General features: G+C 60.5%; 11 protein-coding genes. 3 read left to right on the forward strand and 8 right to left on the reverse strand.

What is annotated here, in order from left to right; genetic code table 11:
- Nucleotides 1-14 precede the first annotated feature (14 nt).
- The 6 genes from JNB88_RS02510 to JNB88_RS02535 form a co-directional block, all read right to left on the reverse strand.
- Nucleotides 15-1,928 (reverse strand): glycoside hydrolase family 127 protein, encoded by a 1,914-nt coding sequence (locus JNB88_RS02510; protein ID WP_220354162.1) that lies wholly within the window; start codon nucleotides 1,926-1,928, stop codon nucleotides 15-17.
- Nucleotides 1,929-1,953: 25 nt separating this feature from the next.
- Entirely contained in the window at nucleotides 1,954-2,817 is an 864-nt protein-coding gene (locus tag JNB88_RS02515) for a carbohydrate ABC transporter permease (protein ID WP_037131024.1), read from the reverse strand.
- Nucleotides 2,817-3,731, reverse strand: coding sequence for a carbohydrate ABC transporter permease (locus JNB88_RS02520; protein ID WP_220354163.1), 915 nt, complete (start codon nucleotides 3,729-3,731; stop codon nucleotides 2,817-2,819). Before JNB88_RS02520 ends, JNB88_RS02515 begins: the two co-directional genes overlap by 1 nt.
- Before the next feature lie 75 nt (nucleotides 3,732-3,806).
- On the reverse strand, nucleotides 3,807-5,045 hold the full coding sequence (locus JNB88_RS02525; protein WP_037131030.1) for an ABC transporter substrate-binding protein: 1,239 nt from the start codon (nucleotides 5,043-5,045) through the stop codon (nucleotides 3,807-3,809).
- A gap of 42 nt (nucleotides 5,046-5,087) precedes the next feature.
- On the reverse strand, nucleotides 5,088-6,110 hold the full coding sequence (locus tag JNB88_RS02530; protein ID WP_220354164.1) for a LacI family DNA-binding transcriptional regulator: 1,023 nt from the start codon (nucleotides 6,108-6,110) through the stop codon (nucleotides 5,088-5,090).
- Between the two features lie 181 nt (nucleotides 6,111-6,291).
- Entirely contained in the window at nucleotides 6,292-7,581 is a 1,290-nt protein-coding gene (locus JNB88_RS02535; protein ID WP_220354165.1) for an ABC transporter substrate-binding protein, read from the reverse strand.
- A gap of 137 nt (nucleotides 7,582-7,718) precedes the next feature.
- Here JNB88_RS02535 and JNB88_RS02540 point away from each other — a divergent pair, with 137 nt between their 5' ends.
- Genes JNB88_RS02540 through JNB88_RS02550 form a run of 3 tightly spaced genes read left to right on the forward strand, consistent with a single transcriptional unit; the run spans nucleotide 7,719 to nucleotide 11,615 of the window.
- Nucleotides 7,719-8,762, forward strand: a complete 1,044-nt coding sequence (locus JNB88_RS02540) for a LacI family DNA-binding transcriptional regulator (RefSeq protein ID WP_220354166.1) — start codon at nucleotides 7,719-7,721, stop codon at nucleotides 8,760-8,762.
- Entirely contained in the window at nucleotides 8,752-10,608 is a 1,857-nt protein-coding gene (locus tag JNB88_RS02545) for a DUF2264 domain-containing protein (RefSeq protein WP_220354167.1), read from the forward strand. The genes JNB88_RS02540 and JNB88_RS02545 overlap by 11 nt, the downstream gene beginning before the upstream one ends.
- Nucleotides 10,605-11,615 (forward strand): hydroxyacid dehydrogenase, encoded by a 1,011-nt coding sequence (locus tag JNB88_RS02550; protein ID WP_220354168.1) that lies wholly within the window; start codon nucleotides 10,605-10,607, stop codon nucleotides 11,613-11,615. Before JNB88_RS02545 ends, JNB88_RS02550 begins: the two co-directional genes overlap by 4 nt.
- 17 nt (nucleotides 11,616-11,632) lie before the next feature.
- On the opposite strand, the gene JNB88_RS02555 is transcribed toward JNB88_RS02550, so the two are convergent.
- Together JNB88_RS02555 and JNB88_RS02560 are read right to left on the reverse strand one after the other, a co-directional pair.
- Nucleotides 11,633-12,907 carry a Gfo/Idh/MocA family protein gene (locus tag JNB88_RS02555; RefSeq protein WP_220354169.1) on the reverse strand — a complete coding sequence of 425 codons (1,275 nt, stop codon included), beginning with the start codon at nucleotides 12,905-12,907 and terminating at the stop codon, nucleotides 11,633-11,635.
- 155 nt (nucleotides 12,908-13,062) lie between these two features.
- The gene (locus tag JNB88_RS02560) at nucleotides 13,063-13,740 is read right to left on the reverse strand and encodes a TetR/AcrR family transcriptional regulator (protein WP_220354170.1); all 678 of its coding nucleotides are present in this window, start codon (nucleotides 13,738-13,740) and stop codon (nucleotides 13,063-13,065) included.
- Nucleotides 13,741-13,913 lie beyond the last annotated feature (173 nt).

Genomic DNA, 13,913 nt, shown 5'->3' on the forward strand with positions numbered 1-13,913 from the left:
CATGTCGTAGCTGGCTACGTGGCAGAACGGATCCAGACGAGCATTTCGCCGGGCGCGCGGTTGTCCCACAGATGGTAGGGCACAAAGCGCGCCGTCCCCTTCCCGGTTGCCGGCGGCTTGGTCCGATAGAGCGTCGTTCCCCAATCCGACTCATCCCTGGTCACCGGGATATCGAGGGCAACCGCGCCACCGAGCTCGGCAATCTCCGCCGTCTTTGCCGACAGATCCTCGCCAAGCCGGATGCCGTTTAGGCCTGCCCCGTTATCCGTCGCCTCGACACAATAGACGAGCGGGCCACGCATCACGGCAGCCCGCCCGGCGTCCTGGCGCACCAGCGGATTTGCCCAAAGCGCGCGCGCTTCCAGCGGGATGTTCAGGTCGATCTTGTCGCCGTCGCGCCACTCGCGTTCAATGCGGGCGTAGCCATCGACGTCGACCGAAGCAATGTTGATCGCCTCCCCGTTGACCGCAAGCGTTGCGCCATTCGCCCATTCCGGGATACGCAGCGAAACCGCAAAGCGGGCCGCCGTGCTTGCCTTGATGTCGAAGTGAACGGCACCGTGCCAGGGGTAACGGGTCTTCTGGGTCAGTTCGACGTTCGAGCCTGCGACCTTGAACCGCGCCTTGCCCTCACCGTAGAGGTGGACGGCAATCTCGTCTTCGGCGACGCCATACATGTAGGAGCCGATCGAGGCGAGCAGGCGGGCAATGTTCGGCGGGCAGCAGGGGCAATGGTGCCAGGTCCAGCGGTGATGCTTGCCGGCGCTTTCCAGCGGGTTGTCATAAAAGAAGGTCTTGCCGTCGAGCGAGAGGCCGGTCATGGCGCCGTTGTAAAGCGCCTGTTCCATGATATCGGCATAGCGGCGGTTCGGGCCGCGTCCGAGCATGCGGTTTGCCCAGAATACCAGACCGACGGAAGCACAGGTCTCGGCATAGGCGCTTTCGTTCGGCAAATCATAGTAGTCGGTGAAACCTTCATTGGCGGCTGCCGGCCCGATGCCGCCGGTGACATACATCTGCCTGGTCGTCAGATCGTCCCACAAGACTTCTAGGGCGCCGGTGAGGCTGTCGTCGTTGTACTCCGTCGCGATGTCGGCCATGCCGGAATAGAGATACATTGCGCGAACGGCGTGGCCCACAACCTTCTTCTGCTCGCGAACCGGCTGATGAGCCTGGCCGTACTCATAGGTCTTCTGGTGAAAGTCCGCTGCACTGCGGCCATCGCGGGCCGCCTCGTCGGTGAAGAAGTGCGGCTCGGTTCCGCGCTCATCGACGAAGAACTTGGCGAGATCCAGATACTTTTTCTCGCCGGTCACGCGGGCAAGTTTGACCAGTGCCAGTTCGACTTCCTCGTGGCCGCAATAGCCGGGGATCTTGCCCGGGCCGTGACCGAAGACGGTAATCATGTAATCGGCAAAACGGCACATGATGTCGAGCAGCTTGCGCTTGCCGGTGGCTTGATAGTAGGCGACCGCGCCTTCCATCAGATGACCGGCGCAATAGAGTTCGTGGTGGTCGCGCAGGTTGGTCCAGCGACGCTCGGGCTGAACCCGCTGGAACCAGGCGTTCACATAGCCATCCTTGTCCTGCAGCTTCTCGTACATGTCGATGATGGCATCGACCCGGGCTTCCAGTGCGGGATTGGCACGACGATAGAGCGAATAGGCCACCGTCTCGATCGACTTGCCGAGATCACTGTCCCAGAACATCTGCGTCGATCCGCCCCAGGGACCGATCGGAATGACAACTCCGGGGCTCGGCTTGGTAACATCAATCGCCTGCAGCATGCCGGCTTCGACGCAACGATCCAACAGCGTTTCAGCGGTGCTGTCGCAGATCGCATCCTGGCGTTCCCCGAACAGGCCGTGCACGTCGACATCCGGCACGGGAAGCGGGCGAAACTGGCGGTCTCTTTTCAACTTGTTCATGGCTTGATCCATCTTTCTTCAGAAGTCATTTCACCGCGCCGGCCATCAGCCCGCGCATGTAGTAGCGTTGCAGAAGCAGGAAAACGATGAGGCACGGGATCGTCATGACAGCGACACCCGCCTGCACGGCGCCCCAGTTGATCGCCCCAAGGCGGCCGGCGCGCACGGCCATCATCAGGACAGGCAGCGTGTATTTCTCGTTGCTGGAAAGCAGCACGAGCGCGGCGAGGAATTCGTTCCAGGCATTCAGGAAGGCGAAGATTGCAACCGTTGCGACACCCGGCAACACAAGCGGTAACAAGACCAGCACGAGCAACTTCAGGTCGTGAGCGCCATCGATGCGCGCCGCTTCCTCGATCTCCTTCGGTACCGCATCGAATGCGTTGCGCATCATGAACACGGAAAACGGCAGCTGCAGCGTCACGTAGACCAGCGTCAGACCAAAGAGCGAATTGTTGAGCCCGAGCTTGGCGAGGATGATGAACAGCGGCGTGAGGATCGACTGGAATGGGATCATCAGCGTCGCGATGATCAGGATGAAGAAGACGTTCTTCATCGGAAAGCGATAGCGCGAGAAACCGTAGCCCGCGAGCAGGCTGATCACCACGGTCAGCACGACGGTTGCAAGCGACACAATGAGCGAATTGAGGGTGTGCTGCCAGATGCCGGCGCCGAAACTGTCCAGCGAGCGATAGGAATCGAAACTGATGCCGTTCGTCGGCCATGGCGGCAGCGGCGGCAGCCGCGCCTCGGTGCCATGCCGGAGCGAGGCGAGCAGCGTGATGACAAACGGAGCGAGAAAGAAGATGGCAATGGCTATGCCGGTGCCGTGATAGGCGGCTTGACCACGGATTTCACGGCTTCTCTTGCGACCGGTGACGAGGCTCATCAGCGCTCCTCCCCGACACGCAGCAGCCAGAGCTGCACGACGCTGATGACGAGGAGAATGGCGAGAAGCGCAATCGACAGCGCCGCGCCGTATCCGAGATTGAAGGACACGAAAGACTGGTTGAATATATAGTAGACGACGGAGATCATTCGGTTCTGCGGTCCGCCGGAGGTCATGATGTAAAACTGATCGAAGGCGAGGATCGACCCCGTTACGGAGATGATCAGGGCAAGCGCGATCGTCTTGCGCATCAACGGCAGTGTCAGAAACCGGAAGCGCTGCCACCAGCTTGCACCGTCAACGACGGCCGCCTCCGTCAGATCGGCTGGGATCGCCTGAAGCCCTGTCAGCAGGATGATCATTGTAAAGCCGGCTATCTTCCACACGACCATGACGCAGATCGTCAGGAATGCACTGTCGAAGGTCGCGAGTAGATTGGGGCTCTTCTCGACAAGTCCGAGTGCCTTCAAGGCGGGGCCGATGAACCCGCTGTCGACGTTGGCAAGCCACACCCAAAGCAGCGACGCCGAAGCCAGACCGACGACGACAGGAAGAAAGATGACGGTACGATACGTGCTGACGAAAGCCCGCTGCCGCTCGACAAAGAGGGCAAGCGGAAAGGCAACCGCGAAGATCAGGATCGTCACGATGACCGTATAGTAGGCGGTGAAGTTCAGCGCCGCGACGAAGCGACCGTCATTGAACATGCGGAAGTAGTTGTTGAAGCCGATCCAGCGCTGGGCACCCATCAGGGGCCAGTTGTGAAGGCTCATCCAGGCGGTGAACCCGACCGGGAGCACGAAGAAAACGATCACCAAAAGCATCGCCGGAGCGATGTAGAGGAGGCCCGTCCATTCCGGTCGTGGGGTACGTCTGCGCACGCATGCAATCTGCTTTTGACCCGTCACGGTCATCGAAACACTCCGCATCATTCCTGGTAAAATCGGCCGGAGGACTGCCACCGCCCTCCGGCCACGGCCGCCGGGAGATTATTGGCCGCTGTCAATGATGGACTGCATCTCCGACTGCGCATTCTTGAAGGCGCCGTCTACGTCGTCACCGAAGATGGCAGCGTTCGTGAAGGTCGCCCATGGACCGTTGGCGCTGTTGATCAGATCGTTGAACTGCAGCGTGTAGGGGGTCTTGGCGACAGAGATCGCCTTCAGGCCGACCTGCAACCTCGGATCGAGGCCTTCGAGCACCTTGTCGGCGATATCACCACGGGTCGGCAGGCTGCCGTACTTCGCCATGATCTTCTGGCCGTCCATCGAATAGATGTATTCGAGGAACTCCTTCACGGCATCGATCTTCTTGGTGCCCTTCGTGATGACAAAGTTGTCGCCGCCGGCAAACGAGGACGGGTTGCCGTCAACGCCCGGGATGAGGGTCACGCCGAAGTTGATGTCGGGATGCTCTGTAACGAGCGTGCCGATCGCAAACGCGCCGAGGCTCTGCTGGCCTATCTTCCCGTTGGTGAAGGTCAGGAAGTTGGCACCGTTGTCGCTGGCGGCGCTGGCCGGGACAAGGTCCTTCTTCACCATGTCGCGATAATAGTCGACCGCCTTGCGCATCTGCGGCGTATCGAGCGTCGCCGTCTTGCCGTCGGCCGACAGGATATCGGCACCTGCACCCCAGGTCAGCGGCGTGAAGGTGAAGATCATGCAGCCGCCGCAGCCGCCGCCGGAGAAATAGAAGCCGTAGGTATCGTCACCCACCTTGCGGATCTTCTCGGCGTTGGCCGTGATTTCCTCCCAAGTGGCAGGCGCCTTTTCGGGATCGAGGCCAGCCTTCTTGTAGAGATCCTTGTTCCAGGCGAAGACCGAGGTTTCGACCGACAGCGGCAGGCCGTAGATGCGATCCTGATAGGTGCCGAGGCGGACGTGCGAGGGCGACAGCGAATTGAAATAGGGCAGCTTCTTTGCCCAATCCGTCAGGTCCTCCAACTGCCCCGCGGCGGCAAAGGCCGGGTTATAGATGAGGTCCATTGACAAGGCATCCGGCGCCTGGCCGCCAGCGATAGCCGTTGCGTATTTCTGGACCAGTTCCGAGAACGGCACCTCGGTCGCGACGACCTGGTTCTCATGGCTGGAATTGTAGGCTTCAACGACTTTCTTGAAGGACTCGCCGATACCGGAACGAACCCACATTTCGACTTTCTCGGCGGCCGATGCTCCGGACACCAGGCATAGGGTGGCAACGCTTGTCGCAGCCAACAGACGCTTAATCATGGCACTCCTCCCAAATTGGCGCTTCTCCTTAGCGCCGGTTCCTCATCTCTTGGGGCTTTGGGCCCCGCATGACTGCCGCACCACGAGGCGGCACGGCAATTTCCTGACACCAGGCTCCACGTGGCGTCCCTCCGCCAGCGCCAGAACCGTCAGACCCGCCTGACGCCCCAGCTCCTTCAACTCCATATCGACGGAGGTGAGCGGTGGCCGCGTCTGACCGGCAACGATTTCCCAATTGTCGAACCCAACCACCGAGACATCCTCAGGCACGCGAACACCGCGTTCGCGCAGCGCATCCACTGCACCACGGGCGATCTGATCGTTGCCGCAGAAGATCGCATCCGGCTTTTCGCCTTCCTCGTTCCAAATCTCGGCGACGGCCTCGTGGCCCCAGGCCTCCGCCCAGTGGCCGAACAAGACGAGCCCTTCGTCACCGATGGCCTCGCGATAGGCGTCCGCGCGCTCGCGAACGGAGAAGAAGCTCTCCGGTCCCGTCACATGGGCAATCCGCCGACGGCCCATCTTCACCAGCCACTCCACCGCCAACCGCGCACCCTGGGCGTCGTCGGAACGGAAGGTGACGCTTGCCGGCGTCCCCTCCGTGAATGCGTAGACGACCGGGACGTGCAGGTTTGACAGATCGACCGGAAGCTGCCGATCCAGGCGCTTGCCGGTAGCGATGATCCCGTCCACCTGCTTTTCGAGCATGGCATCCACGTGAATCTGGCCAAGCGCCGGGTCATCTTCGATTGCGCAGAGAAAAACCGATACACCATGGTCGACGAGCGCGTCGGAAATGCCGGCCATGACGGGCAGCGTGAAGCGCCCGTAGGTGTCGTTAGTCAACAGCCCGATCGTGAAACTGCGCTTGCTGAGCAGGCCACGAGCGAGTGCATTCGGGCGAAAGCCGACCTCGCCGGCAATTCGCTTCACCCGTTCCCGGGTTTCGGCACTCATGCGGCCGGTTCCATTCAGAGCCTTAGAGGCGGTCGAAATACTGACGCCCGCCGCCGCTGCGACGTCGTGGATGGTAATCCGGCCTCTTTTTCCTCCCGCGATATTCACCGCGCGCCTCCTCATTTCCGCATGAGAAAAGCTTTTCCCAACCACAGCGTCAAGTGAGAAAAGGTTTTCCCACGAAAAAATCATACAATTGTCATGGGAACGAAAGACGCTGAGCAACAAAGAAAAATCGCGGCAGGGCCGTACCCGCCGCGATCCAAGGTTCGCCGAGAGGAGGGAACAATCAGCCCTTGATCGTCGCCTTGCCTTCTTCCAGAAGCCGTGCCGCCGCTTCGGCAGGCGTTGTGCGCTCGAATGCAAGCTCATCTGCAAGCGGGCGGAAGACGCGCTGGTCGAATTGCGTCGAACCGAGCGGCGCCGGCGCCGGATACTCGCCGACCTGATCTTTCAGCAAGTTGATGTACTTGATCGTCGCCTGCTCTGTCGGATTGAGGTTCGGGAGAATCGCTTCCCGCACGACAGGCGACATGGGCACGCCACGCTCCACTCCAAGGATCTTGCCCGCCTCGACGTCGTTTACAAAGAAGTCAATGAACTTCGCTGCGGCCTCGCCGTTCTTCGTGGTGCCGCCGACGCTCCAGATCAACGCCGGACGATAGTAGTGACCGGACGGGCCGCCCTTCTTTTCACGCGGCAGCAGCGTGATCGCCAGCTTGTTCTTGGAGATTAGCTGGTAGCCGACGAGCTGATTGGAATAGGCCATGCCCATCGCCGACTTGCCAAGCGCGAGGCAGTTCGTGTCGATGGTGTTCTGGTCGAGCGTCTGGACGTCGGCTGCCACCGTGCCGCCCTTCTTGCGCAGATCTTCCCAGAACGTGTACCAGGCCGTTGCGTCATCAACGTTGAAGCCGAGCTTGCCGTCGGCGTAGAGGCTCTTGCCGCGCTGACGCAGCCAGGCATCGAAGACGTAGGTGTAGCGCGCGCCGTAAGGACCGCCCCAGTAGCTATCCTTGCCTCCCGCTTTCGTCAGTTCGACTGCGAGCTTGGCATACTCATCCCAGGTCAGGTCAGCCGTCGGCACCGGAATGCCTGCCTTTTCGAAGGCCGTCTGGTCAAAGAACAATGCGAAGGAGTTCAGACCGAGACCGATGCCATAAAGCTTGTTGTCGACCGTCGTCAGCTTCAGCATGTCCTTGCCGAATGAATCGACCTTGAGCGTCGAGGGGACGAATTCGTCCAGCGCCAGGCATGCACCGCGCTTGGAATAATCCGAGATTGTTCCCGGCTCGAGCTGGAAGACGTCAGCAATGGCGCGCCCGGCCATTTGCGTGGAAAGCTTCGTCCAGTAGCCGTCGCCGCTCAATGACTCGCCGACGACCGAAACACCGGGATTCTTGCTTTCATAGAGCTTGGCGACATCAAGCGTGCGCTTGGCGCGATCGTTCGACCCCCACCACATGGCACGCAATTTGGCATCCTCGGCAAACGCCGGAATGGAGCTCCCGGCGCCGAAGGCCACCCCGGCAGCGACACCTGCCGAGCCCATCAGAAATGAACGGCGATTGACCTGCATGTTTCATCCTCCTCTTTTTCGCCCCGCCATCCTCCAACAGCTTCGGGCTTATGCGGCGTAGATTACGCAAAAAAATCTTCTATGCAACAAATTATCTTTCGCTTGCAAATTTGCATAATTTGCATAATTTCGACGTTATGAACGACATCAAGACCAAGCGCCTGAGACAGGCCGATATCGCCGCGATGGCTGGCGTGTCCGTATCCACCGTATCCCGCGTGCTCGCCAACGAGCCCGGCATCAGCGAAAACGTGCGCCAGCACATCCTCAAGGTGGCGGCCGACAACGGCTATTCGGCGCGCAGCGCAAGCGGGGCGATGCGCGGCACCCTCGCCCTGATTGCAAGCGACGGCGTCACCGGCGGGCTCAGCGTCTTCTACGAGGGGATCGTCGAAGGACTGCGCGCCGGCGCACTCGATGGAGGCATCCCCTTCGAGGTTCGGCTGATCAGGGAGAACAGAGCGACGCCTGATGTGGTGCACGACTACATGCAGACAGCAGGCGCAGGCGGATTGTTTCTTGTAGGCATCGATCCGAGCGCCGACCTGCGTGCCTGGATAGAGGATGCAGCAATCCCGACGGTACTCGTCAACGGGACCGATCCGCAGCTGCGGATGGACGGCGTTTCTCCCTCGAATTTCTTCGGGGCCCATGCTGCGACCTCTCGCCTGCTGAATGCGGGCCACCGCCGAATTCTGCATCTGACGGGCTCGCATCGCCATACCATTCGCGAACGCGTGCGGGGCTTCACAGCCGCGATCGACGACGTCGACGGCGCCGAGGGGCGGCTCGTGTCGATGACCTTCCATGGCAGCGCAAGCCTTGAAGCACATGAATTGACCGCAGCGGTGCTTGCCGAGAATGCCGGCTTCACCGCCGCCTTCTGCATGAACGATTTCATTGCCGTGGGCGTTCTCGAAGCCGTGACCGAGGCTGGCCTGCGTGTACCTGAAGATTTCGCGATCGTCGGCTTCGACGACCTTCCCTGCGCACTGATGACCAACCCACCGCTATCGACCATGCGCGTCGACCGCGTGGCGCTTGGCAGGGAAGCGGCCGGTCTCATGGTTGCGCGGTTTAAGGATCGTGCCGCCCCTGCCCGCCAGATTTGCCATGCCGTCGTCCCCATTGCCGGCGGCACCGTCCCGCAGTCCCAAGAGAGCAATGCCGATGACCTATGACCCTGCAAGTGCAAATCCGCTCGCCAACAACGCGCTGGAAACGCGCGAGGACATGTCTCGCGCCCTTCGCGACCTGTTCGATCCGTTGCTTCCCTATTTTTCGGCAGGCAATGCGCGTGTGCGGCTCGACGGCGCGGCCGCGCATTTCGATCGTGCTGCGGCCGATCTCGAAGGTTTTGCCAGGCCGCTGTGGGGCTTGGCGCCATTCGGAGCTGGCGGCGGCGAGTTTGCCGAATGGCATCGCTTTGCCGAGGGCATCGCCAACGGCACGGATCCAAAGCATCCGGAGTATTGGGGAACGGTCAGCGGTCGCGATCAGCGCATGGTGGAGCTGGCCGCGCTTGGTTTTGCCTTGGCGCTGGTACCTGAGAAGGTCTGGGAACCACTGGGTGGCCGGGCGCGCGACAATGTTGTTACCTATCTCAAACATGCCCGGCAGTTCGACTATGCCGACAACAACTGGAAATTCTTCCGCATTTTCGTCGACATTGCACTCGACCGCGTCGGCGCCAATTTCGACCGCAGCCGGACCAGACAGTATCTTGAGGAGCTTGAGGGCTTCTATATCGGTGACGGCTGGTACCGTGACGGCAACGTGCGCCGGATCGACCACTACATTCCGTTCGCCATGCATTTCTACGGGTTGATCTATTCCAAGCTCGTCGATGACGACTACGCAAGGCGGTACCGCGAGCGCGCCCTCCTCTTCGCAAACGACTTCAGGCACTGGTTTGGCGCGGATGGAGCGACAATTCCGTTCGGCCGCAGCCTGACCTACCGGTTCGCCTGCGCTGGCTTCTGGTCGGCGCTTGCGTTTGCCGACCTCGAAGCGTTGCCCTGGGGTGAGATCAAGAGCCTTTGCCTGCAGCATCTGCGCTGGTGGAAGGACAAGCCGATGACCAACCGTGACGGCATTCTTTCAATCGGCTTTGGATATCCCAACCTGCTGATGTCAGAGAATTACAATTCGGCGGGTTCGCCCTACTGGGCTTTCAAGGCATTCCTGCCGCTTGCCCTTGCCCCGGATCATCCTTTCTGGACCGCGCAGGAGACGCCGCCTGCCGAGACGGCGAGTGTCCTGCCGCAACGCCATCCCGGCATGGTCTTGATGCGCAATGACGGTGACGTCGTGGCGCTCTCCTCCGGCCAGGAGAATCTGCAGATGCGATTCGGCACGGAGAAATATGCGAAGTTCGCCTATTCCAGCCGCTACGGCTTCAGTGTCGAATCCGACGAGCGCAATTTTGCGGGCGCAGCCCTCGATTCCACCCTCGCCTTCAGTGACGACGGCCTGCACTACCGGACCCGCGAGACCAATCAGGAGGCCAAGCTTGCAGGCGACGTCCTTTATTCCAAATGGTCGCCATTTCGGGATGTGGATGTCGAGACCTGGTTGGTACCGGCAGCGCCCTGGCATATCCGCGTCCACCGGATCAATACCCCACGACCTCTACAAACCGCCGAAGGCGGCTTTGCAATTGCACGCCGTGACTTCGAGCTCGACACGCTTGTCGCGGACGGTTCAAGCGCTTATGCGATCGGCGACGTGGATTTCAGCGGCATTATCGATTTGGGGTCACAGGCTCCGCGTGTGGGCCTGACGCAGAAGGCACCGCCGAATACGAACATGATCGTCGCCAAGACGCTCGTGCCGCAACTGCGCGGTGAAGTCCCGGCAGGGCAAACGATCCTGATGACCGCTGTGCTTGCCGCCAACAGCCCGTCCACGGTGACGGGTGCGTGGACTACACCGCCTGATGCGCCTGATATCACCGAACTCGAAGCACGTGTAGCGAGCGAGGGCATCACGGTCAGTGCCATCGAGGCGCCGGGGCAGATGTCATGAAGCACCCTGCGATCGCGCTTGCCATGCAGCCGTCGCGGACGGAGCATGTTCTATCTCCGGAGACGCTACACCGACTGAGCGAAATCGGACGCCTGCTCGACGTCGAACCGCTCGAACGCTTTGACGACAATCGCGCCAAACAGATTCTCGCCGAGGCTGACGTGCTGATCACCGGATGGGGCTCGCCCTACGTCGGGCGCGACGTGCTGGCTGCCGCCCCAAGGCTGCGGCTGATTGCACATGCCGCCGGGACAGTGAAAGGGATTGTGGACGAGCAAGTCTTCGATGCCGGCATTGCCGTAACGCACGCAGCCGAGGCCAATGCGATCCCGGTTGCCGAGTTTACGCTTGCCGCAATCATCTTCGCCGGCAAACAGGTGTTCCGGTTCCGCGATCTCTACGTCGCGGACCGTGATCGTGATCGGACGCACGCGATGCAGCGGCTGGCGATCGGAAACTATCGCCGGACGGTCGGCATAGTCGGCGCGTCGCGTATCGGCCGACGGGTTGTCGAACTGCTGCGTCCGTTCGCGTACCGCGTTCTGCTCTTCGATCCGACCGTCGATGCTGTCGAGGCGAGCAGTCTCGGCACGGAGAAGGTCGATCTGGTCACGTTGATGAAACAGTCGGATATCGTCAGCCTGCACGCGCCGTCATTGCCCTCGACCCTTCATATGATCGGAACCGAAGAGCTTTCGCTTATGAGGGAGGGCGCGACGCTGATCAACACAGCACGCGGCGCCTTGATCGACGAAGCAGCGCTGCTGAAGACACTTACTAGCGGACGGATCGACGCGATCATCGACGTGACCGAGCCGGAAATACCGGAGCCGATGTCTGCTTTCTATGATTTGCCGAATGTCTTTCTGACACCGCATATCGCCGGCGCCGTCGGGCTGGAGCGCGGACGACTCGGCGATATGGTGGCTGATGAAATAGTGCGCTTCGTCAATGGCGAACCGCTCCTCTATCGGATCCTGCACCACGATTTGGCGCTGATCGCGTAGGACATGCCCAAGAGCTGCTAGCCGGCCTTCAGATTTGCCGGAGCAACGCCTGCGACGATCTCCGGCATCAGGTCGGAGATCTTTACGACCTTGCCGGTGCGCGAACTTGTCAGGGCTGCAATGCCGCACAGTACCGACATCGCGCCGGCACGTGTCCCGGCACGCTGCCCGAGCTTGTCTTCCATGCCCTGCTTGAAGATCATGTTGCGCATGCGGTTGTCGCCGCCGTAGTGGCCGCCCGCCGAATGCGGCACGATGATGCGTTCGACGGCGGGCTTGTCTTTCGGAAAGTTGCGAACGAGCAGGATGGTGTCCTCGTCAGGGGTCTCCCATGGCTGCTTCTCGTACTGGCGCAGCTCGATGCGCCCATGTGTGCCGTTGAACGCGATGTGGTGACCTTCGATCGGCTGGAAGGTGTTCAGCGAATAGGAGACGTGGACGTTGTTCTTGTAGCGGATGCTGACGACCATCGTGTCGGGGATATCGATGTCTTCACGGTATACGCAGCCATCGCGGAAGTAGCCGTCGATCTTCGATGGGTCTTCGTAGAGCGAGTCGAGGAAGGGATCTGCCTCAAGATCGAGGAAGTAGTCACACTCCCCCGTATGCGGACAGAGCTTGCAGCGCGTGCCACGGAATGGCCCCTTGCGGCCGTAGTTTTGCAGGTCGGCAAACGAGGTGATAGCATCCGGGTCGCTGTCCAGGTACCAGTTCAGCAGGTCGAAGTGATGGGTCGCCTTGTGCACGAAGAGGCTGCCGGAATTCTCCGCATAGGCATGCCAGCGGCGGAAATAGTCCGCGCCGTGCTTGGTATCGAGGTACCAGTGGAAGTCGACTGATGTCACACGGCCGATCTCGCCAGCGTTCAGCAGTTCCTTGATCTTGGCTGCGGTCGGGGCATAGCGGTAGTTGAAGGAGACATCCACGCGCCTGCCGGTGCGCTTTTCCGCATCGAGGATCCGGCGGATCTTGTCGACGGCCGTGGTCATCGGCTTTTCCGTGATGACATCGATGCCGGCTTCAAGGGCACGGACGACGATATCGTCATGCGTATAGTCTGGGGTGCAGACGATGACGAGGTCGACCTGCTGTTCGGCGAGCATCGCGTCGATATTCTCATAGATCGGCGCATTGCTGCCGATCATCGTGCGGGCGCGCTCGGCACGCAGCGAGTTGGTGTCGACGATCGCGACCAGATCCACATGCTCGCGCCAGCCGGCAAGCAGTTCCTTGCCCCACATGGTGGTGCCGCGGTTTCCCGTTCCGATCAGGGCAAAGCGACGTTTCTCCATCGTATGATCCTCCTCATGCCTCATGAAACGAACAATGGTTCGGTGCTCGACCGCCCAAAAGTCGCGCCCCCACGCGATTCAGGACGACCTGTAACTAAACAGTTACCTGACGGCAGTCGGCGGTCGCTGTCAATAGCCGATCTGGAATTTGAAGATCAGGCCGTGATCGACGCCAGAGTTACGTGGACGATATGCCGCTCCCAGGCATCGAGACTGCTCGGCTCGACAAGGTCGCGGCCGAAGATCGTCGAAAGCGTGTACTGATTGGAAAGATAGAAGTAACCAAGCGAGGCAATCGTCAGGTAAACGTTCAGCGGATCGGCATCGGCGATGAAGACACCAGCCTTCTTCCCGCGCTCCAGCACCTCGGAGAGTTCGCCGATCAAATGCGAATGCAGCTCTTTCAACCGCACGGATTGGCGTAGCCAGCGCGCACGATGAAGGTTCTCGGTCCCCAGCAGGCTGAGGAATTCGGGATGCTTCAGAAAATAGCGCCAGGTGAAGAGCGCAAGCTCGCCAATTCCCTCCTGAGGTGTGCGATCGCCAATATGGAGCTCGCGCTCGGCGGTGCGGATGCCGACGTAAGCCTCTTCCAACACCTTGAGATACAGCTGCTCCTTATCGCCGAAATAGTGGTAGAGCATGCGCTTGTTGGTGCCTGCCCGCTCCGCGATCGCATCGACACGGGCCCCGCCCATGCCGTTCTCGGCGAATTCCTTGGTCGCCGCCTCGAGAATTGCCGCACGGGTCCTTTCGGGATCGCGCTGCAAAACACGCTCGGGCGAACGACGCCTCACTCGCTTCTTTTCCCCATTTCTGCCGGCGCCTTCCATCGGCCCACCTTTCTGATTTCCCCATTGCGCTCATAATACGTTGCGAACAGATTGTAAAAACGAGAAGCATGAGGAGCAGCATCACATCAGCGCTTGACAGCCTCAACGCTTGTCCATAGCTTGTAACCAATTAGTTATTTGTTGCAAGAGAAACCAGCAAGGAGCGTGTGGAG

The sequence above is a fragment of the Rhizobium cauense genome (genome assembly GCF_019511525.1).
GTDB classification, from domain to species: Bacteria; Pseudomonadota; Alphaproteobacteria; order Rhizobiales; family Rhizobiaceae; genus Rhizobium; species Rhizobium cauense.